General features: G+C 62.6%; 22 protein-coding genes. 13 read left to right on the top strand and 9 right to left on the bottom strand.

The window, feature by feature from the left end:
• Nucleotides 1–153 precede the first annotated feature (153 nt).
• Nucleotides 154–1,443: an MFS transporter gene (locus HX814_RS07635; protein ID WP_003213403.1), complete on the bottom strand. Its 1,290-nt coding sequence runs from the start codon at nucleotides 1,441–1,443 to the stop codon at nucleotides 154–156.
• A 457-nt stretch (nucleotides 1,444–1,900) separates the two neighbouring features.
• Here HX814_RS07635 and HX814_RS07630 point away from each other — a divergent pair, with 457 nt between their 5' ends.
• Nucleotides 1,901–2,305 (top strand): acyl-CoA thioesterase, encoded by a 405-nt coding sequence (locus tag HX814_RS07630; RefSeq protein WP_003176975.1) that lies wholly within the window; start codon nucleotides 1,901–1,903, stop codon nucleotides 2,303–2,305.
• A 58-nt stretch (nucleotides 2,306–2,363) separates the two neighbouring features.
• A complete protein-coding gene (locus HX814_RS07625) occupies nucleotides 2,364–3,263 on the top strand; it encodes a D-hexose-6-phosphate mutarotase (RefSeq protein ID WP_177009044.1) in 900 nt (299 codons plus the stop codon).
• Nucleotides 3,264–3,383: 120 nt separating this feature from the next.
• Here the strand turns inward: HX814_RS07625 and HX814_RS07620 are convergent, their stop codons facing one another.
• The 5 genes from HX814_RS07620 to HX814_RS07600 all read right to left on the bottom strand — a co-directional run bounded on the left by HX814_RS07620 (nucleotide 3,384) and on the right by HX814_RS07600 (nucleotide 7,175).
• On the bottom strand, nucleotides 3,384–3,917 hold the full coding sequence (locus HX814_RS07620) for a DUF3299 domain-containing protein (protein ID WP_023659290.1): 534 nt from the start codon (nucleotides 3,915–3,917) through the stop codon (nucleotides 3,384–3,386).
• 78 nt (nucleotides 3,918–3,995) lie between these two features.
• Nucleotides 3,996–4,241: a GlsB/YeaQ/YmgE family stress response membrane protein gene (locus HX814_RS07615; protein ID WP_003213408.1), complete on the bottom strand. Its 246-nt coding sequence runs from the start codon at nucleotides 4,239–4,241 to the stop codon at nucleotides 3,996–3,998.
• Between the two features lie 103 nt (nucleotides 4,242–4,344).
• The gene (locus HX814_RS07610) at nucleotides 4,345–5,430 is read right to left on the bottom strand and encodes a 5-(carboxyamino)imidazole ribonucleotide synthase (RefSeq protein WP_008439478.1); all 1,086 of its coding nucleotides are present in this window, start codon (nucleotides 5,428–5,430) and stop codon (nucleotides 4,345–4,347) included.
• 12 nt (nucleotides 5,431–5,442) lie between these two features.
• Nucleotides 5,443–5,934 (bottom strand): 5-(carboxyamino)imidazole ribonucleotide mutase, encoded by a 492-nt coding sequence (gene purE / locus HX814_RS07605; protein WP_003213411.1) that lies wholly within the window; start codon nucleotides 5,932–5,934, stop codon nucleotides 5,443–5,445.
• Nucleotides 5,935–6,266: 332 nt separating this feature from the next.
• A complete protein-coding gene (locus HX814_RS07600) occupies nucleotides 6,267–7,175 on the bottom strand; it encodes a LysR substrate-binding domain-containing protein (RefSeq protein ID WP_003213413.1) in 909 nt (302 codons plus the stop codon).
• Nucleotides 7,176–7,356: 181 nt separating this feature from the next.
• On the opposite strand from HX814_RS07600, the gene aspA reads away from it, so the two are divergent.
• The 6 genes from aspA (at nucleotide 7,357) to HX814_RS07570 (ending at nucleotide 15,000) form a co-directional block, all read left to right on the top strand.
• Nucleotides 7,357–8,781 (top strand): aspartate ammonia-lyase, encoded by a 1,425-nt coding sequence (gene aspA, locus HX814_RS07595; RefSeq protein WP_003213415.1) that lies wholly within the window; start codon nucleotides 7,357–7,359, stop codon nucleotides 8,779–8,781.
• 392 nt (nucleotides 8,782–9,173) lie between these two features.
• Nucleotides 9,174–10,625, top strand: a complete 1,452-nt coding sequence (locus HX814_RS07590) for a sodium:alanine symporter family protein (protein WP_003213417.1) — start codon at nucleotides 9,174–9,176, stop codon at nucleotides 10,623–10,625.
• A gap of 77 nt (nucleotides 10,626–10,702) precedes the next feature.
• The gene (locus HX814_RS07585) at nucleotides 10,703–11,680 is read left to right on the top strand and encodes an asparaginase (RefSeq protein ID WP_087694602.1); all 978 of its coding nucleotides are present in this window, start codon (nucleotides 10,703–10,705) and stop codon (nucleotides 11,678–11,680) included.
• A gap of 50 nt (nucleotides 11,681–11,730) precedes the next feature.
• A complete protein-coding gene (locus HX814_RS07580; RefSeq protein WP_177009043.1) occupies nucleotides 11,731–12,723 on the top strand; it encodes an AraC family transcriptional regulator in 993 nt (330 codons plus the stop codon).
• 154 nt (nucleotides 12,724–12,877) lie between these two features.
• Nucleotides 12,878–13,912, top strand: a complete 1,035-nt coding sequence (locus HX814_RS07575) for a histone deacetylase family protein (protein WP_008439485.1) — start codon at nucleotides 12,878–12,880, stop codon at nucleotides 13,910–13,912.
• Entirely contained in the window at nucleotides 13,909–15,000 is a 1,092-nt protein-coding gene (locus tag HX814_RS07570) for a polyamine ABC transporter substrate-binding protein (RefSeq protein ID WP_093203570.1), read from the top strand. The genes HX814_RS07575 and HX814_RS07570 overlap by 4 nt, the downstream gene beginning before the upstream one ends.
• A 21-nt stretch (nucleotides 15,001–15,021) precedes the next feature.
• On the opposite strand, the gene HX814_RS07565 is transcribed toward HX814_RS07570, so the two are convergent.
• Nucleotides 15,022–16,584, bottom strand: coding sequence for a PLP-dependent aminotransferase family protein (locus HX814_RS07565; protein WP_177009042.1), 1,563 nt, complete (start codon nucleotides 16,582–16,584; stop codon nucleotides 15,022–15,024).
• A 90-nt stretch (nucleotides 16,585–16,674) separates the two neighbouring features.
• Here HX814_RS07565 and HX814_RS07560 point away from each other — a divergent pair, with 90 nt between their 5' ends.
• From HX814_RS07560 to HX814_RS07540, 5 genes are all read left to right on the top strand, one after another.
• On the top strand, nucleotides 16,675–17,310 hold the full coding sequence (locus HX814_RS07560; RefSeq protein WP_177009041.1) for an FMN-binding negative transcriptional regulator: 636 nt from the start codon (nucleotides 16,675–16,677) through the stop codon (nucleotides 17,308–17,310).
• On the top strand, nucleotides 17,307–17,753 hold the full coding sequence (locus tag HX814_RS07555; protein ID WP_003213433.1) for a GNAT family N-acetyltransferase: 447 nt from the start codon (nucleotides 17,307–17,309) through the stop codon (nucleotides 17,751–17,753). Before HX814_RS07560 ends, HX814_RS07555 begins: the two co-directional genes overlap by 4 nt.
• 13 nt (nucleotides 17,754–17,766) lie before the next feature.
• Complete coding sequence (locus tag HX814_RS07550) at nucleotides 17,767–18,438, top strand: GNAT family N-acetyltransferase (RefSeq protein ID WP_102370186.1); 672 nt, start codon at nucleotides 17,767–17,769, stop codon at nucleotides 18,436–18,438.
• A 384-nt stretch (nucleotides 18,439–18,822) separates the two neighbouring features.
• On the top strand, nucleotides 18,823–21,795 hold the full coding sequence (locus HX814_RS07545; protein WP_177009040.1) for an autotransporter domain-containing protein: 2,973 nt from the start codon (nucleotides 18,823–18,825) through the stop codon (nucleotides 21,793–21,795).
• Nucleotides 21,796–21,906: 111 nt separating this feature from the next.
• On the top strand, nucleotides 21,907–23,235 hold the full coding sequence (locus tag HX814_RS07540; RefSeq protein WP_177009039.1) for an autotransporter domain-containing protein: 1,329 nt from the start codon (nucleotides 21,907–21,909) through the stop codon (nucleotides 23,233–23,235).
• Nucleotides 23,236–23,304: 69 nt separating this feature from the next.
• On the opposite strand, the gene oadA is transcribed toward HX814_RS07540, so the two are convergent.
• Both oadA and HX814_RS07530 read right to left on the bottom strand, forming a co-directional pair.
• Nucleotides 23,305–25,113 (bottom strand): sodium-extruding oxaloacetate decarboxylase subunit alpha, encoded by a 1,809-nt coding sequence (gene oadA / locus HX814_RS07535; RefSeq protein WP_102370189.1) that lies wholly within the window; start codon nucleotides 25,111–25,113, stop codon nucleotides 23,305–23,307.
• A gap of 11 nt (nucleotides 25,114–25,124) precedes the next feature.
• Nucleotides 25,125–26,540, bottom strand: coding sequence for an acetyl-CoA carboxylase biotin carboxylase subunit (locus HX814_RS07530; RefSeq protein WP_003213442.1), 1,416 nt, complete (start codon nucleotides 26,538–26,540; stop codon nucleotides 25,125–25,127).
• Nucleotides 26,541–26,610 lie beyond the last annotated feature (70 nt).

Raw genomic sequence — 26,610 nt, 5'->3', positions numbered from 1 at the left:
GGAAACAATCTGTAATCGTTGTAAGGCAAAATCTGTGGCGAGGGAGCTTGCTCCCGTTGGGTCGCGTAGCGGTCCCCAGAATGGAACGGCTGCGCAGTTCAACGGGAGCAAGCTCCCTCGCCACAAGGTTGTCCGGCAGTTTTCAAAAACGTGTCAGCGCCCGCGCTTCCACAGGTACCCACCCACCGCCATCCCCATCACACACAGGGCCGCCACGTAGTAAGCAGGGCCCATCGGGCTTTCCTTCATCAGCAGCGACACCGCTAACGGCGTCAGGCCACCGAATACGGCATAGGCGACGTTGTAGGAGAACGACAAACCGCTGAAACGCACCACCGGCGGGAACGCTTTCACCATGACATAGGGCACCACGCCAATGGTGCCTACAAACAGGCCGGTCAAGGCGTACAGCGGGAACAGCCAGTCCGGGTGAGCCATCAGGCTGTGATAGAGCGTCCAGGACGTTGCCAGCAACAAGGCACAACCGATGATCAGCACGCGCCCGGCACCAAAACGGTCGGCCAGGGCGCCGGAAGCGATACACCCCAGGCTCAGGGTGACGATGGCCAGGCTATTGGCCTGCAGCGCCACCGTTGGGCTGAAGTGGTAGATCGTTTGCAGCACGGTCGGCGTCATCAGGATAACCACGACCACACCGGCCGACAGCAGCCAGGTCAACAGCATCGACAGTACGATGGCGCCACGATGGTCACGCAACACCGCGCGCAACGGCAGCTCGGCCGCCAGGGTCTTGCGCTGCTGCATCTCGGCGAAGATCGGGGTTTCGTGCAACCAGCGACGCAGGTACACCGACAACAGGCCGAACACACCCCCCAGCAGGAACGGAATGCGCCAGGCGTAATCCGACACCTGTTCCGGGCTGTAGAGCGTGTTGATGGCGGTGGCCACCAGCGAACCCAACAGGATGCCGGCCGTCAGGCCGCTGGTCAGGGTGCCGCAGGCATAACCGATGTGACGGGGCGGCACGTGCTCGGATACGAACACCCACGCGCCCGGCACTTCACCGCCAATCGCCGCGCCCTGGATCACGCGCATCAGCAGCAACAGGATCGGCGCCCACAGGCCGATCTGCGCGTAGGTCGGCAGCAGGCCCATGATCAGGGTCGGCACGGCCATCATGAAGATGCTCAGGGTGAACATCTTCTTGCGCCCCAGCAGGTCGCCGAAGTGCGCCATGATGATCCCGCCCAGCGGCCGCGCCAGGTAGCCGGCGGCGAAGATGCCGAAGGTCTGCATCATGCGCAGCCATTCGGGCATGTCCGCCGGGAAGAACAGCTTCCCGACTACCGTCGCAAAAAATACGAAGATGATGAAGTCGTAGAACTCCAGCGCCCCGCCCAAGGCAGACAGCGACAGGGTTTTGTAGTCGTTGCGGGTCAGCGGGCGCGACGGTTGCGCACTGCTTGCGGGCACGGAGGACATGGCAAGGCTTCTCTTATAGTAGTCAGGACGGCAAGCCCGGGACTTGCGGCAGGCTTGGCAAGATAGCAAATCGCTTGAAAAAGCACAGCGTTGAGCCGTTAACAGTTCAGATCCGCGAAATATTTCCGTAGCAGACGTGCAATTAATATGAGCAGGAGCACAGTTGCCGGAAAAAGCCGCGATACAGCGTCTATTTACCGACCAAATGAGCGTCGGGAGGTCGTCGCGGCGCCGACGGCTCGATATACTCGGCCCTTGCAAGCGCCAGACCCGCATCCTTGAGGGGCTGCTGTGCCAAAACGCCGTTGGTTATACACCAGCCGATTTGGCAGAGTTTCCCTTTAGTACGCCTTACGAGAAACGCATCGAGCGGTGTATGTTGGTGCTGAAACGTTTTTCCAGAAGACGGCTATCCACTTGAAATACCCATAAAGCGTCACGGGTCAGAGGCACCGGCATGATCGAACTCGAACAAGAAGATCCTATCCCGCAAGGCGATCTCGCCCTGCAAATCACCGCACTCCCGCGTGAGACCAACGGTTTCGGCGACATCTTCGGCGGCTGGCTGGTCGCGCAGATGGACCTGGCCGGCACCGCCATGGCGAGCAAGGTTGCCGGTGGCCGCGTAGCCACCGTGGCGATTGATCGTATGGCATTCCTGGTGCCCGTGGCCGTCGGCGCGCAGTTGTCCTTCTATACCCAGGCCCTGGAAATCGGCCGCAGCTCGATCCAGATGATGGTCGAAGTGTGGAGCGACGACCCGCTGTCCAGCGAATGGCGCAAGGTCACCGAGGCGGTGTTTGTGTTCGTTGCCATCGATGGCAGCGGCCGCACCCGCTCGGTTCCGTCGCGGGCGCGTTAAACATCGCGACGTTTTGACGGTCCATTGCCCCATTGTCTGCCATTGAGAGCGCGCGCCTATGTCTACGCCCAACGTTGAAACCGTAAAACTGGATGAGCTGAACGCTTGGCGCATCCGCCACAACGGCGCCGAATTGGTGGTGGCCCAGCAAGGCGCGCACATCGTGAGTTACCAGCGCACCGGCGAGAAGCCGCTGATCTGGCCCAACGATCAGGTGCTGTTCAAGAAAGGCAAAGGCATTCGTACCGGCGTGCCGGTGTGCTGGCCGTGGTTTGGTGTGTTCGACCGCAACCCGCAGAGCGTCAAGGCCATGTACCAGGGCGCCGAGCCGGCCGGTGCCCATGGTTTCGTGCGGACCGCTGACTGGACGTTGGCTGGCGTTGAGGCTGAAGGCACAGCGCTGAGGGTTGAGCTGGAACTGCCGGTGCCTGAAGGTGGCTTCCCGGGTTGGCCGCATCAGGTCGACCTGAAGATGAGCATCCTGCTGGATGATCAACTGCACATCCGCCTGACCAGCCACAACCACGGCGCCGAGACCGTCAGCCTCAGCCAGGCGCTGCACAGCTATTTTGCGGTCAGCGATGTACGCAACGTGCAGGTCGACGGCCTGGACGGGCGGGACTATATCGATACGGCCGACGGCTGGACCCCAAAGCAGCAATCCGGGCTGCTGCACTTCACCGCCGAGACCGACCGCATCTACCTCGACACCCCGGCTCAGCTGAACATTGTCGATAAAGACTGGCAGCGCCGCGTTCAGCTCACCAGCACAGGCTCGCGCTCGACGGTGATCTGGAACCCGTGGACTGAACGTGCCAAGGCTTTCAGCGACATGGCCGACGACGGCTGGCAGGGCATGTTGTGCATCGAGACCGCGAATGTGCTGGACGATGTGGTGACGCTGGCGCCGGGTGAAAGCCATACCCTGGGCGTGAGCATCAGCGGTATCGCCCTGTAACCCCAATCAAAAATGTGGGAGCGGGCTTGCTCGCTAATGCGGTGTTCCAGTTAGTGCATGTGCTGACTGACACACCGCATTCGCGAGCAAGCCCGCTCCCACATTAGGTTCTGCATCAGATCAGAGATCCGATTCCTTGACCGCCCGCACCTTCCCCGCATCCAACGCATACGCCGCATCGGCCAGGTCATTGTTGACCTTCTCCACCTTCAGCGTGCCCGTCACCCACAGCGGCGTGTAGATGTCATCCAGCTTCAAGCCCTTGGGATAACGCACCAGCACCAACTGGTTGGGCGGCGGTGGCGGCACGTGGATGCAGGCGCCCGGATAAGGCACCAGGAAGAACAGCGTGCTGCGGCCCTTGGCGTCGGTTTCCAGCGGCACGGGATAGCCGCCAATGCGAATATTCTTGCCGTTCATGGCAGCCACCGTCTTGGTGGAATACATAACCGCCGGCAAACCCTTGCTCTGCTTCAGGCCACCCTTTGCGGTGAACGTGCCTTGGGCTTCCGGGGAGTTGTGGTCGATTTCCGGCATTTCTTCGAGGGCTTTCTGGTCCGACTTGGGCATCAGTTCCAGCCAGTCGGTTTCCGGCAGTTCGCCAGCGTGGGCCAACCCGGTGCATAGAAGAAGGGATAACAGAAGACGGCGCATGGAGAGGCTCGGCAAGGATTACAGTGCCGGCATTCTAGCCCTCTGCGCCTGCGCAGCGCAGAGGGCCTGGTCGCTAAATTACTTCTTTTTCAGCAGACCGTAGATCACCAGCAGCACCACGGCACCCACCAGCGCACCAATGAAGCCTGCGCCCTGGCCCGCCTGATAGATACCCAGTGCCTGGCCACCATAGGTCGCAACCAGCGAACCGGCGATACCCAGCAGGATGGTCATGATCCAGCCCATGCTGTCGTCGCCTGGCTTCAGGAAACGCGCCAGCAGGCCGACGATCAAACCGATAAAGATGGTCCCAATGATACCCATGGCATTTCCCTCTGATTGAAGTGAATTCAGTCAAAGCCTAGTCAGACTTTGGCTTCCTGCAATCAGAGGGTGGCGGGTACCAATGGTTCCGCCCGGCCTTGGGTTATTGCTCGGCGATCAGCGCTTCGACCTTGAGGATCTGCTCTTGCAGCGTCGCGCGATCCTTGCAGCGCAGGTTGGCGTGGCCGACCTTGCGCCCGGCCTTAAACGCCTTGCCGTAGTGATGCAGATGGCAGTCATCAATCGCGATCACGCGATCAACCGGCGGCACCACGCCGATGAAGTTGAGCATGGCGCTCTCGCCGACTTTTGCCGTGGAGCCCAATGGCAAGCCCGCTACCGCCCGCAGGTGGTTTTCGAACTGGCTGCACTCGGCGCCTTCGGTGGTCCAGTGACCGGAGTTGTGCACGCGCGGGGCGATTTCGTTGGCCTTGAGGCCACCGTCGACTTCAAAGAACTCGAACGCCATCACGCCGACGTAATCCAGTTGCTTCAGCACACGGCTCGAATAATCTTCGGCCAGGGCTTGCAGCGGGTGATCGGTGCTGGCCACGGACAGCTTGAGGATGCCGCTGTCGTGGGTGTTGTGCACCAGCGGGTAGAAACGCGTTTCGCCATCGCGGGCACGCACGGCAATCAGCGAGACTTCACCGGTGAACGGCACGAAGCCTTCCAGCAGGCAGGCAACGCTGCCCAGTTCGGCGAAGGTACCGACCACGTCGGCGGCGGTGCGCAGGACTTTCTGGCCCTTGCCGTCGTAACCCAGGGTGCGGGTCTTCAACACGGCCGGCAGGCCGATGGAGGCAACTGCGGCGTCCAGGTCAGCCTGGGACTGGATGTCGGCGAAAGCCGGTGTCGGGATGCCCAGGTCCTTGAACATGCTCTTCTCGAACCAGCGGTCACGAGCGATGCGCAAGGCTTCGGCGCTCGGGTATACCGGCACGAACTGCGACAGGAAGGCCACGGTTTCAGCCGGGACGCTTTCGAACTCGAAGGTCACCAGGTCGACTTCATCGGCCAGTTGGCGCAGGTGATCCGGGTCGCTGTAGTCCGCACGCAGGTGTTCACCCAGGGCAGCTGCACAGGCATCTGGTGCCGGATCCAGGAAAGCGAAGTTCATCCCCAGCGGCGTACCCGCCAGGGCCAGCATGCGGCCCAGTTGGCCGCCACCGATTACACCGATTTTCATCAATCAACCACCTCAGGCAATGCGTGGGTCTGGATTGTCCAGGACGCTGTCTGTCTGCTCAGCACGGAATTTTTTCAGCGCCGCGTGGAACTGCGGGTGCTTGGCGCCAAGGATGCTGGCGGACAACAAGGCAGCGTTGATCGCGCCGGCCTTGCCGATCGCCAGGGTAGCCACCGGAATACCGGCGGGCATCTGCACGATGGACAACAGCGAATCCACGCCCGAGAGCATCGACGACTGCACCGGTACGCCCAGCACTGGCAGGTGAGTCTTGGCTGCACACATGCCTGGCAGGTGAGCTGCGCCGCCGGCACCGGCGATGATTACCTCGATGCCACGGGATTCTGCTTCATCGGCATACTGGAACAGCAAATCCGGAGTGCGGTGGGCGGAAACCACCTTCACTTCGTAGGGAATGCCGAGTTTTTCCAGCATATCGGCGGTGTGGCTAAGGGTGGACCAATCGGACTTGGAGCCCATGATCACGCCAACCAATGCACTCATCGTCGTGCCTCTTCTCTCTGGGCGCCCGCAGGCGCGTCAAAAAACAACAAGCCACGCGGGAAATCCAGCGTGGCTTGTTGTACGAATTAAGGCCGGTTGGACCGGCCGAAGGCCGCGCAGTATACCGTAATAACGCAGATAAACAGCCCCTGGAATGACCATCTGTCTTACACCTCAAACAGGCGGTTTTATTGACTTCCAGGTCAGCGAACACACCAGAAAACTAATGTGGGAGCGGGCTTGCTCGCGAATGCGGTGGATCAGCCACAGATGGGTTGACTGACACTACGCTTTCGCGAGCAAGCCCGCTCCCACATTTGATCTGTGTGGGCTCAGGTATTCTGCGCCGCGCCGCCTTCCAGCTTGCGCCACAACAACCGCACGTTCGCCTTGCGCACCAACGCACAGCGATACAACCGGATCTCCAGCGGCACATGCCATTGCGGGCCGCCGCACACCACCAGCTCACCCCGGGCCAGCTCGGCGCGCACGCTCAACTGCGGCACCCAGGCAATGCCCAAGCCCTCAAGGGCCATGCTTTTCAGGCTGTCGGCCATGGCCGTTTCGTAAATCGTGGTAAAGCGCAGCGCCCGCTGGCGCAGCAGCAGGTTTACCGAGCGCCCCAGGAAAGCTCCGGCGCTGTAGGCCAGCAGCGGCACGCTGCCCTCGCCTTCCAGGTCGAACAACGGCTTGCCGTCGGCATCGGCGGCGCACACCGGCAGCATCTCGGTGTTGCCCAAGTGCAGCGACGGGAAGATCTCCGGGTCCATCTGCATCGCCGCATCCGGGTCGTAGAACGCCAGCATCAAATCGCAACCGCCTTCACGCAGCGCATGCACGGCGTCGCCCACGTTGGTGGCGACCAACCGCGTGGCGATGTTCAGCCCTTCGTTGCGCAACTGCGCGATCCAGCGCGGGAAGAAACCCAGGGCCAGGGAGTGCGCCGCCGCCACTTGCATGACTTCGCCCTGCCCGCCTTCCAGGTGATGCAGGTGGCGCAGCACCTCGCCGAGCTGCTCGACCACGGTCCGCGCGGTGACCAGGAACAACTGCCCCGCCGCCGTCAGTTCGACCGGCGTGCGCGAGCGATTGACCAGGGTCAGCCCCAGCGCCGCCTCCAGGCTGCGGATGCGCCGACTGAACGCCGGCTGGGTGACGAAGCGCCGCTCAGCCGCCTGGGAGAAGCTGCGGGTGGCAGCCAGGGCGCTAAAGTCTTCCAGCCATTTGCTTTCAAGGTTCATCACATCCTCCCGGGGCACGCACCATTTTGGCACACACGTCCGTCATGGTAACGGGGTCACACCGACATTATGCCGTTTATGCATAGGCCAGTGTTTAACAGCATTGGCCCAAAATCTCCTGCAAGCCTAGCATTCACAGCGTTCCGGCCTAGCCCGGGTCCATATCGAGATGATTTCCGTCATGTCCTCCGCTGCATCTTTCCGCACAGAAAAAGACCTGCTTGGCGTACTCGAAGTACCCGCTCAAGCGTATTACGGCATCCAGACCCTGCGAGCGGTGAACAACTTCCGTCTCTCGGGCGTTCCGATTTCGCATTACCCGAAATTGGTGGTCGGCCTGGCAATGGTCAAGCAGGCAGCTGCTGACGCCAACCGCGAGCTGGGCCAACTCAGCGAAGCCAAGCACGCTGCCATCAGCGAAGCCTGTGCCCGTCTGATCCGCGGCGATTTCCACGAAGAGTTCGTGGTGGACATGATTCAAGGCGGCGCTGGCACTTCAACCAACATGAATGCCAACGAAGTCATCGCCAACATCGCGCTGGAGGCCATGGGTCACAGCAAGGGCGAATACCAATACCTGCACCCCAACAACGACGTGAACATGGCGCAGTCGACCAACGACGCCTACCCGACCGCGATCCGCCTGGGTCTGCTGCTGGGCCACGACGCGCTGTTGGCCAGTCTCGACAGCCTGATCCAGGCGTTCGCTGCCAAGGGTGAAGAATTCAGCCACGTCCTGAAAATGGGCCGTACCCAGCTGCAAGACGCAGTGCCGATGACCCTCGGCCAGGAATTCCGTGCCTTCGCCACCACCCTCGGTGAAGACCTGGCCCGCCTGAAGACCCTGGCGCCTGAGCTGCTGACCGAAGTGAACCTGGGCGGCACCGCCATCGGTACCGGCATCAACGCCGACCCGCGTTACCAGGCCCTGGCCGTCCAGCGCCTGGCGACCATCAGCGGCCAGCCGCTGGTACCGGCTGCCGACCTGATCGAAGCCACCTCCGACATGGGCGCTTTCGTGCTGTTCTCCGGCATGCTCAAGCGTACCGCGGTGAAGCTGTCGAAGATCTGCAACGACCTGCGCCTGCTGTCCAGCGGCCCGCGCACCGGCATCAACGAAATCAACCTGCCGGCGCGTCAGCCAGGCAGCTCGATCATGCCCGGCAAGGTCAATCCGGTGATCCCGGAAGCCGTGAACCAGGTGGCGTTCCAAATCATCGGTAACGATTTGGCGCTGACCATCGCGGCCGAAGGCGGCCAGCTGCAACTGAACGTGATGGAGCCGCTGATCGCCTACAAGATCTTCGACTCGATCCGCCTGCTGCAACGCGCCATGGACATGCTGCGCGAGCACTGCATCGTCGGCATCACTGCCAACGAAGCCCGCTGCCGCGAGCTGGTGGAACACTCCATCGGCCTGGTCACCGCGCTGAACCCGTACATCGGCTATGAAAACGCCACCCGCATCGCCCGTATCGCCCTTGAAAGCGGCCGCGGCGTGCTGGAACTGGTGCGCGAAGAAGGCTTGCTCGACGACGCCATGCTCGACGACATCCTGCGCCCCGAAAACATGATTGCCCCACGCTTGGTGCCTCTGAAGGCCTAAGCGTTTGTTGCACCGCTCACCAGGTTGAGGGACTAGACACCTCTCACCTTTTGAGGGCCTGAAGGCTCGTTCTTCAGGCCCTTTTTTTTGCCTCAAGGTTGTGAAATGACGCCAATAAAAACTCCAAGATCGCCCAACAAACCCGCCTTGCCCGTAACGCCTTGGCTGAAACCTTTAATCGCCTCGTGCAGACGGATCACCCACTCCTAGGTATAGTGCCGCCCCTCTTCGCGTCAGCGGTCGTCGGTAACGAGACCCTGGGAAGCGCGAAACCGCATGAATAACAACACCCGCAAAAGGATTGGGGTCGAAGCGTCGTGCACTGCCTGGTGCCGAGCGATGCGTCGGACCGTCCTGCGTTTGCCATTAGAAAAATCAGCGAGGAACACTCCATGCTAGAAGTCATCAACGACTTCCTCTCAGGGAAAGTATTGATCGTGCTCATTGTCGGGCTCGGTGGTTACTTCACGATCCGCTCGCGTTTCGTTCAGTTGCGTCACTTTTTCCACATGTTTTCGGTGTTTCGCGACAGCCTGAAAAGCAGCGCCGGCCAGCTCAGTTCGTTCCAGGCGCTGATGCTCAGCCTCGCCGGGCGCGTGGGTGCCGGCAACATCGCAGGCGTCGGCATTGCCGTGACCCTGGGTGGCCCGGGCGCCGTATTCTGGATGTGGGTCACCGCACTGGTGGGCATGTCTTCGAGCTTTATCGAGTGCTCCCTCGGCCAACTGTACAAACGCACCGACGCTGAAGGCACCTACCGTGGTGGCCCGGCGTATTACATCCAGCACGGCCTGCACAAACGCTGGCTGGGCATGGTGATGGCGTTCCTGCTGCTGGTGACTTTCGGCTTCGCCTTCAATGGCCTGCAAGCCCACGCCGTCACCCACTCGCTGAACAACGCGTTTGGCCTCGACACCACCTACACCGGCCTGGCCCTGGCGGTGCTGCTGGGCCTGGTGTTCATCGGCGGGATCAAGCGTATCGCCTCGATCGCCGACCTGCTGGTGCCGGTCAAGACCCTGGTCTACATCGCGGTGACCCTGTACGTGATCGTGCTGCAATTCGACCACGTGCCGGCCATGCTCGCGACCATCGTCAAGAGCGCTTTCGGCCTCGACCAGGCCTTCGGTGGCCTGGTGGGCAGCGCGATCATCATGGGTGTGAAACGCGGCGTGTTCGCCAACGAAGCCGGCCTGGGCAGTGCGCCTAACGTGGCGGCAGTCGCCTCGGTTGAACACCCGATCGCCCAAGGCGTGGTTCAGGCGTTCAGCGTGTTCCTCGACACCTTCGTCATCTGCACCTGCACCGCGCTGCTGATCCTGCTCTCGGGTTTCTACACCCCGGGCTTCGAAGGCGACGGCATTGCCTTGACCCAGAATTCCCTCGCAGCGGTGGTGGGTGACTGGGGCCGGATGTTCATCTCGGTGGCCCTGGCGTTGTTCGTGTTCACCTCGATCATGTACAACTACTACCTCGGCGAGAGCAACCTGCGCTTCATCGTAGGCGACAACCGCAAGGTGCTGATGGGCTACCGCGCGCTGGTGCTGGTGCTGATTTTCTGGGGTTCCATCGAGAACCTGAGCACCGTGTTCGCCTTCGCCGACATCACCATGACCATGCTGGCGTTCGTCAACCTGTTCGCCCTGGCGTTCCTGTTCAAGATCGCCATGCGCATCCTGAATGACTACGACGGCCAGCGTGCTGCGGGCATCAAGACCCCGGTGTTTGATTCCAGCAAGTTCCCGGACCTGGACCTGGACCGCAAGGCCTGGCCGGCAAATCCGGTGAAGCCTGAGCCAGCCGCTCAAGCGACGGCAGAACTGAACGCTCAAGCGCAACGCTAAACCTAGATAGATGACACGCCGCCCGGCCTTGGGCATGCTCTGGGCCCGGCGGCGTTTTTCGTTCAGGAGATTCTTCAATGCAACCAGCCAACAACGTCATGGTGCTCTACACCGGCGGCACCATCGGCATGCAGGCCAGCGCCAACGGCCTGGCCCCCGCTTCGGGGTTTGAAGCGCGCATGAGCGAAGCCCTCGCCCAACTGAATATGCCAGCCTGGCGCTTTCGGGAAATGTCCCCGCTGATCGACAGTGCGAACATGACCCCCGCCTATTGGCAGCGCCTGCGCGCCGCCGTGGTTGAGGCGGTGGACGAGGGTTGCGACGCCGTACTGGTGCTGCACGGCACCGACACCCTGGCCTACAGCGCCGCGGCCATGAGTTTCCAACTGCTGGGCCTGCCCGCGCCGGTGCTGTTTACCGGCTCGATGCTGCCGGCCGGTGTGCCCGACAGCGATGCCTGGGAAAACGTCAGCGGTGCGTTGGCAGCCCTGGGCCAAGGCCTGGCGCCTGGCGTGCAACTGTACTTCCACGGTGCACTGATGGCCCCGACCCGTTGCGCGAAAATCCGCAGTTTTGGTCGCCACCCGTTTGCCGCGTTGCAGCGTAACGGCGGCGTCGCCCAAGCCGAGTTGGTTCCGGCGGCGCTGCATTACCGCCAGGCCAAGGCGCTGGCCAATGTGGGTGTGCTGCCACTGGTGCCGGGCATCGCCGCCGCGCAATTGGACGCGTTGATCGACAGCGGCATCCAGGCGCTGGTGCTGGAATGCTTCGGCAGCGGCACCGGGCCGAGCGACAACCCACAGTTCCTCGCCAGCCTGCAGCGCGCGCAGGATAACGGCGTGGTCGTGGTGGCAATCACCCAATGCCATGAAGGCGGTGTGGAGCTGGACGTGTACGAGGCCGGCAGCCGCTTGCGGGGCGTCGGGGTGTTGTCAGGTGGCGGGATGACCCGTGAAGCCGCGTTCGGCAAGCTCAATGCGTTGATCGGCGCCGGGCTGGACACCGCCGAAATCCGCCGCCTGGTCGAACTCGACCTGTGCGGCGAACTGAGCTGACCGGCATATAACTTGCTCCTCTTCCAGCCATCCCCTGGCTGGAAGCACCCATGTTGCACTCCCACCTCACCACCCTCAATGCCGTCTCGTTGGTGCTCAATACCTTCAAGGCCGAAGGCCAACCCGCCGAGGCCTTGCTGGCCGGCAGCGGTATTTGCGCGGCGGACTTGAGCCGCGCCGACACCCGCATCACCACCAACCAGGAGATGCGCGTGTGCGCCAACGCCGTGGCCCTGCGCCGGGATATCGGCCTGGAGCTGGGCCGGCAAATGCACGTTTCTTCCTATGGCATGCTCGGTTACGCACTGCTCACCAGTGCCACCTTCGGTGACGCTTTGCGCCTGGCGCTGCGGTATCCGGCGCTGCTGGGAACACTTTTCGAGCTGGACCTTGAGGACGACGGCACGCGCATCTGGTTCAGCGCCGCGGATTACCGGGAAAATCCGGCGCTGGAAACGTTCAACGTCGAACTCTGCCTGGCCTCGTTGAAGGTGATCTGCGACGACCTGCTGGGGCATGCCCTGCCGCTGCTGGGGGCGCGCTTTGAACACGACGCCCCGGATTACCGCGCACGGTACGCCGAAATCTTTGCCTGCCCGCTGCAATTCGGCGCCATCGCCAACGCGTTTGCCTTCGACCGAAGCTGGCTGGACCAGCCCCTGCCATTAGCCGACGCCGTCACCCACCAGGCCATGGCTGAGCGCTGCCGCAAGCAAAACACCGAGTTCACCGGGCGCCAGGCCTGGCTGGGCAAGATTCGCCACCTGCTCGCCAGCCAACTCAGCGCCGCGCCGGGCGTCGACGGCCTGGCCGAGCAGATGAACTGCTCCCCGCGCACGCTACGCCGGCACCTGCATGACTTGGGCTGCAGCTATCAGGAGTTGCTGGACGAGCTACGCTTCGAGCGGGCCAAGCGATTGCTGGGCGAGGATGAGCTGCCCATTTACCGAATTGCCGAGGCGCTGGGCTTCAGCGAAACCGCGAGTTTCCGTCACGCCTTTGTTCGCTGGAGCGGCGTCGCACCCAGCCAGTTCCGCCCCTGAAGCCACTTGCTGGGGCACGGCCGCGCCATTTCGGGGCGAATTGCGGTCACACACTTTGGCCATATTTATCCCCTTTTGGCCGCTCCTGCCATTCTCATTAATCCCACCCGCCGCAAGACTGGACTCACCGATTCAGCCTGCGGAGAACAACAATATGCTGACGATCTACTCGGACGATCACCACCTGCACCATGGCCGGTGCGAGTTGATGGACGGGCAACTGATGCCCTGTTTCGAAATGCCCTCGCGCGCCGACCATGTGTTGCAACGGGTCAAGGACCGCGAACTGGGCCCGGTGCAAGCGCCTGAGGATTTTGGCCTGGCGCCGCTGCAACGTATTCACAGCCCCGCGTACCTGGACTTCTTCAAAGGCGCCTGGCAACGCTGGACGGCATTTGGCCAGGACGGAGACTTGCTGCCCTACACCTGGCCCGCACGCACCTTGCGCCGGGTCATCCCCACCAGCCTGCACGGCCAGCTCGGCTATTACAGTTTCGACGGCGGCGCGCCGATCACCGCCGGCACCTGGCAAGCGGCCTACAGCGCGGCGCAAGTCGCTCTCACCGCGCAACAGGCGATCCAGCAAGGCGCCCGCAGTGCCTTCGCCCTGTGCCGTCCGCCCGGGCACCACGCCGCCAGCGACTTGATGGGCGGATATTGCTACCTCAACAACGCGGCCATCGCAGCCCAGGCGTTTCTCGACCAGGGCCACACAAAGGTGGCCATCCTCGACGTGGACTACCACCACGGCAACGGTACCCAGTCGATTTTCTACGAGCGCGACGATGTGCTGTTCACCTCGATCCACGGCCATCCGGAGGCGGAATTTCCGTTCTTCCTGGGCTACGCCGACGAGTTGGGCGAAGGCGCCGGTGAGGGTTTCAACTTCAACTATCCGTTGCCCGCAGGTTCTGGCTGGGACCGCTGGAGCGCCGCCCTGGAGCAGGCCTGCGGGGATATCGAGCGCTACGGCGCCGACATCATCGTGGTCTCGCTGGGCGTCGACACCTTCAAGGACGACCCGATCTCCCAGTTCAAGCTCGACAGCCCCGACTACCTGGCGATGGGTGCGCGAATCGCCCGCCTCGGCAAACCGACGCTGTTTGTGATGGAAGGCGGCTACGCCGTGGAAGAAATCGGCATCAATGCCGTCAACGTTCTCGAAGGTTTTGAGGGATTCGCCCAATGAACATGCTCAAGCATCTCGTCCTCTGCGCCGCCGTGCTGAGCGGGGCCGCGCACGCCGAAGAAAGAACCCTGCGGGTCTACAACTGGTTCGACTACATCACGCCCAAGGCCCTGGAGGATTTCAAGGCGCAGAACCCCAGCGTCAAGCTGGTCTACGACATCTTCGACACCAACGAAGCCCTGGAGGCCAAGCTGCTGACCGGCAACTCCGGCTATGACGTGGTCGTGCCCTCCAACGTGTTCCTGGCCAAGCAGATCGAAGCCTCGGTGTTCCAGCCGCTGGACCGCAGCAAACTGCCCAACTGGAACCACCTCGATCCCAAGTTGATGAAGCTGATCGAGGCCAACGACCCCGGCAATAAATTCGCCGTGCCCTACATGTACGGCACCATCCTGATCGGCTTCAACCCGGACAAGGTCAAGGCCGCGCTGGGGGCGAACGCCCCCGTGGACAGCTGGGACCTGATCTTCAACGTCGAGAACATCAGCAAGCTCAAGCAATGCGGCGTGGCGCTGCTGGATTCGCCGTCGGAAATCCTGCCCTTGGCATTGCAACACCTGGGCCTGGACCCCAACAGCAGCAACCCGGCGGACTATGTCAAAGCCGAAGCACTGCTGATGAAGATCCGCCCGTACATCACCTATTTCCATTCGTCCAAGTACATGGCTGACATTGCCAACGGCGACATCTGCGTGGCGGTCGGCTATTCCGGCAGCTTCTCCCAGGCCGCCAACCGCGCCAAGGAAGCCAAGAACGGTGTGACCGTGGACATGCGGCTACCCAAAGAAGGCGCGCCGATCTGGTTCGACATGCTTGCCATCCCCAAAGGCGCCAAGGACCCGGAAGACGCCTACGCCTTTATCAACTACCTGCTGCAACCGGGCGTGATCGCGCCGATCAGCGATTTTGTCGGTTACCCCAACCCCAACAAGGACGCCACCGGGTTGGTGGATCCGGCGATTCGCAACAACCCCAACCTGTACCCGACCGAGGCGGCCATGGCCACGCTGTATACCCTCAAGCCCCTGGGACGTGACGCCGAACGAGCCAGGACCCGCGCCTGGACCAAGATCAAGTCCGGCACCTGATCGGTTGCCGCCGGTTGCGCCTCAGTGCGCAACCGGCGCGCGCCAAACCTGGCCCAAGCGCTTCAACGCCTGGCTGATCTGCGCCTCGGGCACGGCAGCAAACCCCAACACCAATCCGGCACGCTGATCCTGGGGCGTGAGTGACTCCGGCAGCCAATAGCTGCTCAAGCCATTGACCTCCACACCCACTGCCGCCGCCTGTTGGATCAGCGCCTGTTCCCGCGCCAGGCTGTCGACCCGCACGGTCAGGTGCAGCCCGGCCGCCACCGACGGCAGGCGGCCAACGCCTTCAATGTCGGCGGGCCATTCGGCCAATAGCGCATTGAGCCGGCTCTGCGCGGCGCGGCGCATGCGGCGTACATGACGCTGGAAATGCCCGGTCGCCATGAACTCCGCCATCACCGCCTGGGTGCTGACTTCCGAGTGGCGCACATCCACCGCGCGGCGCCGGGCAAAGGCCTGGACCAGGCCGGCCGGCAACACCAGGTAGCCCAGGCGCAGCGCCGGAAAGGCCACCTTGCCGAAAGTCCCGACATACAGCACCCGCCCCGTGCGATCGAGGGCCGCCAGTGGCGCCAGGGGCGCGCCGCTGTAGCGGTACTCACCGTCGTAGTCATCCTCGACGATCCAGCCGCCCGTACGCTCGGCCCAGGCCAGCAGTTCCAGGCGCCGGGCCAGGCTCATCACCACGCCGGTGGGGTATTGATGGGACGGGGTGACGTAGGCCAGGCGGCAACCGCCGAGGCGGTTCAAGGCAGCGCAGTCGATGCCCTCGCTGTCCACCGTCACGCCATGCAATTGGCCGCCCGCCACCGCGAACGCATGGCCTGCTGCCCGATACCCCGGATTCTCGATGGCAACCTCATCGCCGGGCTCCACCAGCAGCTGTGCACAAAGGCTGATTGCCTGCTGCGCGCCACTGGTGATCACTATTTGCTCAGCCGTGCACTGCATGCCGCGAGAACTGCGTAGATAGGCCGCAATCAATCCACGCAGGCGCGCGTCGCCCGCCGGGTCGCCGTAACACAACTGCTGCAAGTCCGGCTTGCGCCAGAAAGCCGCATTCAGCTTGGCCCACACGTCAAACGGGAACAGATCGAAAGCCGGTACGCCCACCCTGAAAGCCCTCGGCGGACCACTGGGCGGAAGCGCCAAATGATTGTTTTCCACCCGCGCCAGCGCACCGCTGTGGATAACTTGACTGGACGAAAACACAGGTAACTCCGGCCGTTTTGTGGATAAACCTGGGGATAAGCCTGTTGATAACCCTGTGGACACTTTTGTGGATAGTTTTTTTGCGGGCGTCGACGTCTGCGGCAATTGCGCCACATAGGTGCCATCACCCACGCGGCCTTCGATAAATCCTTCGGCATACAGTTGGTCGTAAGCGCGAACCACACTGTTGCGCGAGATCGACAGTGCCGCCGCCAGGTCACGGCTGGCGGGGAGCCGGGTGCCACTGACTAACCGGCCATCCAATACTCGCTGGCGCAGCGCCTGATAGAGCTGGCGGGTGAGTCCCTGGCGGCGGTCCAACTCGATACCCGCCGGGTTGAACGAGAGCGGTGGTTCTAGCGCAGGCATGGAATTGGACCTATAAAATTGACTGTAGATGGCTCTTACAACGAACCAATAGCCTGCCTAGGATGCAGGCATTCGCCAAGGAAAATCTTCATGTACACACCACGCGCCTTTGCCCTCGATGACTTGCCCGAAATCCAGCAACTGATCCAGCACACGCGCCTGGCGCAACTGGTGACCTTGGGCGAACAAGGCCTGCAAGCCAGCCATTTGCCGCTGCTGCTCAACCCGGATGAAGGGTCCAACGGCACCCTTTACGGGCACATGGCCAAGGCCAATCGCCAATGGCAGGACCTGCAAAATGGCGGCGAGGCCCTGGTGATTTTTGCCGGGGCCGAGGCCTACGTCAGTCCGTCGTTCTACCCGGCCAAGGCCGAACACGGCAAAGTGGTGCCGACCTGGAATTACATCGCGGTACACGCCTACGGCACCGGCGAAGTGTTCACCGAAGCCGAGCGCCTGCTCGAACTGGTCAGCGCCCTCACCGACCGCCATGAAGGCAATCGCGCCCAACCCTGGAAAGTCAGCGACGCCCCGGCCGACTACATCGACGGCATGCTCAAGGCCATTGTCGGCTTTGCCCTGCCGATCCAGCGCCTGGAAGGCAAACGCAAACTCAGCCAGAACCGCAGCCCGGCGGACATCGCCGGTGTTCGCGACGGCCTGGCCGCCAGCACCGACGTACGCGACCAGACCCTCGCCCGCTTTATTCCCAAGGAGCCATCATGAGCCAGATCGAAATCCGCCAGGTCAGCGCCGCCGACCACGCCGCTTGGTTGCCCCTGTGGCAAGCCTACCTGCGCTTCTACAACACCGAGCTGCCCGACGCCGTCAGCCAGAACACCTGGCAACGCTTGATCGACGCCAATGAGCCGACCCACTCGGCCCTGGCCTGGCAGGACGGCAAGGCCGTAGGCATGGTCAATTTCATCTACCACCGTTCCAACTGGAGCATCGAGAACTCCTGCTACCTGCAGGATTTGCTGGTAGATCCGGCCCAGCGCGGCACCGGCGTCGGCCGCAAGCTGATCGAATTCGTCTACGCCACCGCCAAGGCCGACGGTTGCTGCAAGGTCCACTGGCTGACCCACGAGACCAACGCCACCGCCATCCAGCTGTACGAACGCATCGCCGAACGCCCTGGTTTTATCCAGTTTCGCAAAGGTCTTTAAGGAGAAGCACAGCATGACGACATCATTGGCCGACTGGAAAGGTGTCCCGGCGCCCACCGTCACCCTTATCGAAGGGCGCTTCGTGCGCCTGGAAAAACTCGACCCGGCCCGCCACGGCGATGACCTGTTCAACGCCCTGCAAGGCCCCGGCGCGGATCCGAAGCTGTGGGACTATTTGCCTTACGGCCCATTCCCCGAGCGCGCCGCCTTCGATGCCTGGCTGAACAACCACGCGTCCCACAGCGACCCGTACTTCTTCAGTGTGATCGACAAGGCCAGCGGCGAGGTGCAAGGCATCCTCAGCCTGATGTCCATCGTGCCCGAGCAAGGCCGCATTGAAATCGGCCACGTGACCTTCGGCGCCCCGATGCAACGTTCACCGAAAAGCACCGAGGCGGTGTACCTGCTGGCCAGGCACTCGTTTGAGCTGGGCAATCGTCGCCTGGAGTGGAAGTGCAACAACGCCAACGCCCGCTCCAAAAACGCCGCCGAGCGTTTGGGTTTCAGTTTTGAAGGGGTGTTTCGCCAGCACACCGTGGTCAAGGGCCGCAACCGGGATACGGCGTGGTACTCGATCCTGGATGGGGAATGGCCGGCGATTGGGGCGGGGTTTGAGCGGTGGCTGTCAGATGCCAACCAGACCGGTTCGGGACAGTTGAAAACGCTGGTGGAGTGCCGTACCTAAGCCACCCTGCCACCCCCTGACAAATGTGGGAGCGGGCTTGCTCGCGAAAGCGGTGTATCAGTCACGAATGTATCAACTGACCCACCGTCATCGCGGGCAAGCCCGGCTCCCACATTGTATCTTCAGCGTATCCGAGCCTTGTGCTCAGCCAACCCCGCCCATCTTCAACCCAAACGGCCTGAGCGCCGCATTCAACGACTTGAGCGTCTGATTGCCCTCGCCGTGTTCGATATACACCAGAGTACGCACGTGCACATCGACATTTGGTTCAGCATGGTGACCTCCCCCCAAACGACGCACCACCTCAGTAACCTCCCCGCCATCATTCTGTAAAAAACCTCCGCTATACAGGTCGACTCTTTTCCAAAAATAAGGACGTCTGCCATGCCTCCGTCACCCCAGCGCCTCGTACTCACCCTCGGCCTGCTGGTGGGCAGCGGCTTTGCTGACGCAGCCCCGACCCCACCCAAGACATTGCAGATCGACACACCGACCACCACCGGGCAAACCCTGGGCGGCAGTGACTCGCTGACGATCTCGGCACCCGGCAGCATCACCACCAGCAAAGTGGCCGTGACCCTGAAGGACGGCACCCGCGACAATGGCGTGGTGATCGACAACGCCGGCAGCATTACCTCCACGGGTGGCCGGGCCATCGACAGCAGCGGCAGCCTCACCGGTACGCGCAACTACAGCATCTACAACCGCGCCGGCGGCGTGATCCAGGGCGCCAACGACGCGCTGCGCATCGACAGCAATTTCGCCAGCGGCAGCCTGTTGATCGACAACAGCGGCACCATTCGCTCCGCCACCGGCCAAGGGCTGGACCTGGATGCGATCCGCAGCTCCAACGTCACCACCACTATCATCAACCGCCAAGGCGGGCTGATTCGCGGCGACGCCAGCGACGGCATGAAGACCGGCGGCAACGCTACGATCACCAACTACGGCGAGATTTCCACCGGCGACACCCACTCGCGCGATGACAAATTCGACGGCGTCGACATCGACTCCGCTACTGGCGTGACCGTCACCAACTACGGCCTCATCTCCGGCGGCCGCCACGGCATCACCACCGACCTGGGCGCCACGCTGACCAACTACGGCACGGTAATCGGCCGCAACGGCTCGGGTTTTGGTTCCGACGGCGATGGCACGGTGATCAACCACGGCACTATTACCGGCGCATTCTCCGGACTGCAGCCGGACGGCGATGGTGACGGCGTGGACATCGACAAGATTGCCCACATCGAAAACTACGGCATCATCCAGGGCGTCGGCGCCGGTGGTGTCGACAAGAACGGCTTTGCCAACGGCAGCGAAGGCATCGCCCTCGGTGGTGGCTATGTGTTCAACGGCGTGGGTGCATTGGTAAGCGGTGCCAACAACGCGGTGCTGGTGGACGACGGCAGCGACGGCCCGGGACTTGCTGCAACCACCCTGATCAACCATGGCACCATTCAGGGCCTGAACGGCTTCGGCGTGAAGTTCGTCGGCGAGTTTGCCGACACGGTGGTCAACGCCGGCTTGATCAGCGGCAGCAACGGCCTGGCCCTGGATTTGGGCGGCGGCGATGACACGCTGACCCTGCTCGGCGGCAGCCGCTTTGTCGGCGTGGTGGATGGCGGCACCGGATATGACCGCGTGATCATGGACGACGCCGCCGGCGGCAGTTTCGGCGACAGCCGCAACTTCGAATGGCTGGACGTGAAGCAAGGCACCTGGACCCTCACCGGCAGCGGCGACTTCAGCGACGGCGGCGAGATTTTCAGCGGCGCCAAGCTGATCAACCAGGGCGGGATCGCTGGCAACCTGACCGTCGATGAAGGCGGTATTTATGCCGGTGGCGGCAGTGTCGGCAGCCTGTTGGTCAAAGGCACCTTGCAGACCAACACCACCCTCGGCACCGCCAGCATCACCCGCGACCTGACGATGACCAGCGGCTCGACCCTGGCCTATGGCGTGAATGCCGACGGCAGCAGCGCACCGGTCCAGGTCGGCGGCACCGCGTACCTGAATGGCGCGACCCTGGCGGTCAATCCCGGCACCGGCACCTACCCGTGGCAGAGCCACTACACGGTACTGCAGGCCGGCAGCATCAATGGCACGTTCGGCAAGGTCACCAGCGACTATGCCTTCCTCACCCCCACCCTGGATTACAGCCCTACCCAGGTCGGCCTGACCTATTCCCGCAATGACGTGGCGTTCAATCAGTTCGCCAACACCGGCAACGGCACCCGCGCCGCCAACGCCCTGGCGAGCCTGGGCAAGAACAACGCGTTGTACAACGCCTTGCTCAACACCACCAACAGCAGCGCCGGTGCCGCCATCGAGCAATTGGCCGGCAGCAGCACCGCCAACCTGACCAGTGCCACCCTCGGCGCCAGCGCCCAGGTCGGCAACAGCATGTTGAACGCCATGCACCAACTGGGCGGCGGTGCCGGACTGCTGGTGGGCCTTGATCAAAAAGACACCCCCGTACTGGCCGCCACCGGCGTACCCGCCGAAGCCCGCAACCTCAACGACCCCAACGCCCGGGGCCGCCTGTGGCTGCAAGGTATCGGCAGCTACGGCAAGCTCGACGGCGACCACGGCAGCAATGGCCTGACCCAGCGCACCAAAGGCAGCGTGCTGGGGGCCGATTGGGCGCTCGATTCGGACTGGCGCGTGGGCGTGCTGGGCGGTTATTCGAAGACCGACCTGGACACCACCGGCGTCGACGGCAGCGTCGACAGCTGGCACGCCGGCGTCTACGCCATGCGCCAGAGCGGACCGCTGGCCTTGCGCCTGGGTGCTGCGTACAGCGGGCACCAGGGAGACAGTAAACGTACGGTGGCCTTTGACGGTTTCAACGATCGGCCCAAAGGTGACTACGACGCCAACAGCCAACAAGCCTTCGCCGAACTGGGTTATGCCATGGGCAGCGGGCGCCTGAGCGCCGAGCCGTTCGCCAACCTCGGCTACCAGCGCTACCACCGCGACAGCTACAACGAAAAAGGCGGCGCCGCCGCCCTGCATGTCGACGGGCAAACCCAGGACAATTTCAGCAGCACCTTCGGCCTGCGCCTGGCGCACTTGAGCCAGCTGGACAACGGCATCAGTCTCACACCGCGGGTCAGCGCCGGCTGGAAACACACCTACGGCGACGTGGACAGCAGCACCCGCCAGGCCTTCCTGATGGGCGGCACCGCGTTCAACGTCGAAGGCAGCGCCCTGGACCGCGACAGCCTGTTGCTGGAAGCCGGGCTGGATGTAGGCCTGTCGGCACGCCATACCCTCGGCGTGGGCTACAGCGGCGAAATAGGCAGTAACAGCCGCAATCACGGGCTGATCGGGCAATGGCAGATGAGTTTTTAATCGCGGCCCACTAGAGACATCTCTGGCAGGCAAAGGGTGGATGGCCTGACATTTATCCGCCCTTTACCCCGCTAGATTTCCCGACCTCATACATCAAGAGGTCGGACCTGCATGCCACTCCTTCAGAAACAACTCGCACTCGCCATCACCTTCGCGCTGGGTGCCACCAACGCTCAATTCGTCCAGGCGCGAGGGGACATCGATCCAGACAGCGAGTGGTTCATCCCGGCGCCAGAGGCCGGCCAGCAAGGCCACCAGCGCCCCAAGCCACCCAAGCCCACTCCCGACTTTAACTTTACCGACCACGCCACCACCCGTAACGGCCAGCAGGTTGCCCGCGTACTGGACTCTGCCGTGGACACCCTCATCAAGTCGGGCGAACTCAATGAGTGGCAAGAGTACGAACTGGACAATATCGCCCGGGAACTTGGCAGGCTGGCACCGGGCCGTGTGGGTGCAGTTCTGGAGCAACTGGCAGGCAGCCAGAACGCCAACCTTGGCGCCGCCACTCAAGACAGCATGAAACAGCTCAACAGCAGCCTGCTTTCAGTCATGCGCCGGACAGGCGACGAACGCAACCTTACGGATGCCGAAGGCAATGGCCACGTATGGTTCCAGGCCCTGGGCAACGCTGGCAAGCTTGAAGGACAGCACGGTAGCGTGGGCCTGCAGCAACACACCCAAGGCCTGATGCTGGGCGGCGACTGGGCAGTGGACGATGCCTGGCGGGTGGGTGTGATGGGCGCCAAGTCCGCCAGCGACCTGAACGCCAAACGCTTCAAGGGCGAATTGGACAGCTGGCACCTCGGCGGTTACGCCGTGCGTCAGGACGGCCCCCTTGCATTGCGCCTGGGGGCGATTTACAGCAGCCATGCCGGCCAAACCCAACGCACCGTAGACTTTGATTTCGTTGAGCGCCGCGAGCAGTCCAAAGGCAAATACAACGCCCAAAGCCAGAACGCTTTCGCCGAGCTGGGCTATCAACTGGACAAGGGCAGTTTCAGCGTCGAACCCTATGCGGGGATCGGCTACCAGCGCTATCACCGCGACCGCTACAAGGAAAAAGGCGGCTTTACAGCGCTGAATGTCGGCGCCCAGACCCAGGAAAACCTCAGCAGCACCTTCGGCTTGCGCCTGGCCAGTGCCTTTACGCTGGACAACCAGATGGCCCTCAAGCCGCACCTGAGCACAGGCTGGAAGCACCTCTACGGTGACGTGAGCAGCACCGTGCGCCAGTCCTCCGCGTGGGTAAAACGGCCGGGCTTCAACAGTGACTTCACCATCGAAGGCACCTCCCTGTACCGCGACAGCCTGGCGCTGCACACCGGGGTGGACCTGGCGCTGTCGACCCGGCACACCGTGGGCCTGGCCTATACCGCCGAGGTCGGCACCCACAGCCGTAACCAGGGTTTGCTGGGCCAGTGGACCCTGGCGTTCTGATTATTGCGGGCAAAAAAAAGGGGGCACATGCCCCCCCGAGGTTTAAGCGGTAGTTTCGAAGGCTGTTGATCAGCCTTCGATTTCAATCAGGATTTCACCCGGGTTGACCCGGTCGCCCTTGGCCACGTGTACGGCGGTGACCTTGCCGGCGATCGACGCCTGTACTTCGGTCTCCATCTTCATCGCTTCAGTGATCAACACAGCCTGGCCGGCCTTCACCACGTCGCCTTCCTTGACCAGTACGTCGACGATGTTGCCCGGCATCGCCGTGCTGACATGGCCTGGCGCGGTGGCGTGCTTGCGCTTGCTGCCGCCACTGCTGACAAACTCGTTGAGCGGCTCGAACACCACTTCTTCCGGCATGCCGTCGATGGACAGGTAGAAGTGGCGCTTGCCTTCGGCCTTGACGCCCACCCCGGTGATGTCCACGCGATAGCTTTCGCCGTGCACGTCGATCACGAACTCGGTCGGCACACCTTCACCACCGGCACGGGCCACGCCGCCGGCTTCAGGAATCGGCAACAGCACTTCAGGGCTCAAGGTGCCAGCGTCGCGCTCTTCAAGGAATTTGCGCCCGATGTCCGGGAACATCGCGTAGGTCAGTACGTCTTCTTCGGACTTGGCCAACGCGCCGATTTCGCCGCGCAACTTGGTCATTTCCGGCTTCAGCAGGTCTGCCGGGCGATGGTCGATCACCTCTTCGCTGCCGATGGCCTGGCGCCGCAGTTTTTCATTCACGGTGCCCGGAGCCTTGCCGTAGCCGCCTTGCAGGTACAGCTTCACTTCGTTGGTGATGGTCTTGTAGCGCTCGCCGGCCAGGACGTTGAAGAACGCCTGGGTACCGACGATCTGCGAAGTCGGGGTGACCAGCGGCGGGAAGCCAAGGTCTTCACGAACCCGCGGGATTTCGGCCAGCACTTCGCTCATGCGGTTCAGCGCGCCCTGCTCTTTCAACTGGTTGGCCAGGTTGGAAATCATCCCGCCCGGTACCTGGTTGACTTGCACGCGGGTGTCGACGGCGGTGAATTCGCTTTCGAACTGGTGGTACTTCTTACGCACAGCGTAGAAGTACAAACCGATTTCCTGCAGCAGTTCCAGGCTGAGGCCGGTGTCGAATTCGCTGCCTTTGAGGGCCGCGACCATCGACTCGGTGCCCGGGTGGCTGGTGCCCCAGGCGAAGCTGGAAATGGCGGTGTCGATATGGTCGGCACCGTTTTCGATGGCCTTGAGCTGGCACATCGAAGCCAGGCCCGCAGTGTCGTGGGAGTGGATGAAGATCGGCAGGCTCTGCTCGGCCTTCAGCGCCTTGACCAGCTCGCCGGTGGCGTATGGCGTCAGCAGGCCGGCCATGTCCTTGATCGCCACCGAGTCGCAACCCATGGCTTCCATTTGCTTGGCCTGGGCCACGAACGCCTCGATGGTGTGCACCGGGCTGGTGGTGTAGGCGATGGTGCCCTGGGCATGTTTGCCGGCGGCTTTTACCGCTTCGATGGCCACTCGCAGGTTACGTACGTCGTTCATCGCGTCGAAGATGCGGAACACGTCGATGCCGTTGACGGCGGCCTTGGCGACGAAGGCTTTGACCACGTCGTCGCTGTAGTGGCGGTAGCCCAACAGGTTCTGGCCACGCAGCAGCATTTGCAGGCGCGTGTTGGGCAACGCCGCGCGCAGTTTGCGCAGGCGCTCCCACGGGTCTTCTTTCAGGAAGCGTACGCAGGCGTCGAAGGTCGCGCCGCCCCAGACTTCCAGGGACCAGTAGCCGACTTTGTCGAGCTTGTCGCAGATCGGCAGCATGTCGTCGGTGCGCATGCGGGTTGCCAGCAACGATTGGTGGGCGTCGCGCAGGATGGTGTCGGTTACGAAGATCTTCTTGCTCATTCTTATATTCCTCACAGGCCTGCGTGGGCGGCGATGGCGGCGGCGATGGCCAGGGCCAGCTCTTCGGGTTTGCGCTTGATCGAGTAGTTGGTCAGCTCAGGGTGGCTTTCCACAAAACTGGTGTTGAACTGGCCGCTGCGGAATTCCGGGTTGCGCAGGATTTCCTGGTAATAGGCGGCGGTGGTCTTCACGCCTTGCAGGCGCATGTCGTCCAGGGCGCGCAGGCCGCGGTCCATGGCTTCTTCCCAGGTCAACGCCCACACCACCAGCTTCAGGCACATCGAGTCGTAGAACGGCGGGATGGTGTAGCCGGTGTAGATCGCCGTGTCGGTACGCACGCCGGGACCGCCGGGTGCGTAGTAACGGGTGATCTTGCCGAAGCTGGGCAGGAAGTTGTTCTTCGGGTCTTCGGCGTTGATGCGGAACTGCAACGCAAAACCCCGGTGCTGAATGTCTTCCTGCTTGACCGACAGCGGCAGGCCCGACGCAATGCGGATCTGCTCACGCACAATGTCGATGCCGGTGATTTCTTCGGTAATGGTGTGTTCCACCTGCACCCGGGTGTTCATCTCCATGAAGTACACCTCGCCCTCGGCGAGCAGGAACTCCACGGTGCCGGCGTTCTCGTAGCCCACGGCCTTGGCCGCGCGCACCGACAGGTCGCCGATGTAGGCACGCTGTTCAGGGGTCAGCTGGGGGCTAGGGGCGATCTCAATCAGCTTCTGGTTACGGCGCTGGATCGAGCAATCGCGCTCGAACAGGTGCACCACATTGCCGAAGCTGTCACCGAGGATCTGCGCCTCGATGTGCTTGGGATTGACGATGCATTTTTCCAGGAACACTTCCGCCGAACCGAAGGCCTTGGTGGCTTCGGAAATTACCCGGGGGAAGGCTTGTTCGAGTTCTTCACGGCTGTTGCAGCGACGGATACCGCGACCGCCACCACCGGAGGTGGCCTTGAGCATCACCGGGTAACCAATGCGGTCGCCTTCGGTGAGGGCTTCAGCGATGTCGGCAACGTTGCCTTCGGTGCCCGGGGTCACCGGTACGCCGGCCTTGATCATGCTGCGGCGGGCTTCGGTCTTGTCGCCCATGCGGCGAATCACTTCTGCGGACGGGCCGATGAACTTGATCCCACGTTCGGCGCAAATGTCTGCCAGCTCGGCGTTTTCCGAGAGGAAGCCGTAGCCGGGGTGCAGCGCGTCGCAACCGGTTTCCACCGCCAGGTTCACCAGCTTGCGCGGGTTCAGGTAACCGGCCAATGGCTCGGCACCGATGCTGTGGGCTTCATCTGCACGCTTTACATGCAGGGCATGGCGATCGGCATCGGAATAGACCGCGACCGAACGAATGCCCATCTCGGCGCAGGCACGCACGATACGTACGGCAATCTCACCACGGTTGGCGATCAGGATCTTTTTTATCACTTGGAAATTCCCTTGAGCCGATTGCTACCTACTTCGACCCTGGAAGCGGGTCGGCGCGTGACCAAATGTT

The organism is Pseudomonas sp. C8002 (assembly GCF_013385765.1).
Taxonomy (GTDB): Bacteria; Pseudomonadota; Gammaproteobacteria; order Pseudomonadales; family Pseudomonadaceae; genus Aquipseudomonas.
This window is presented reverse-complemented; position numbering and strand designations above follow the sequence as displayed.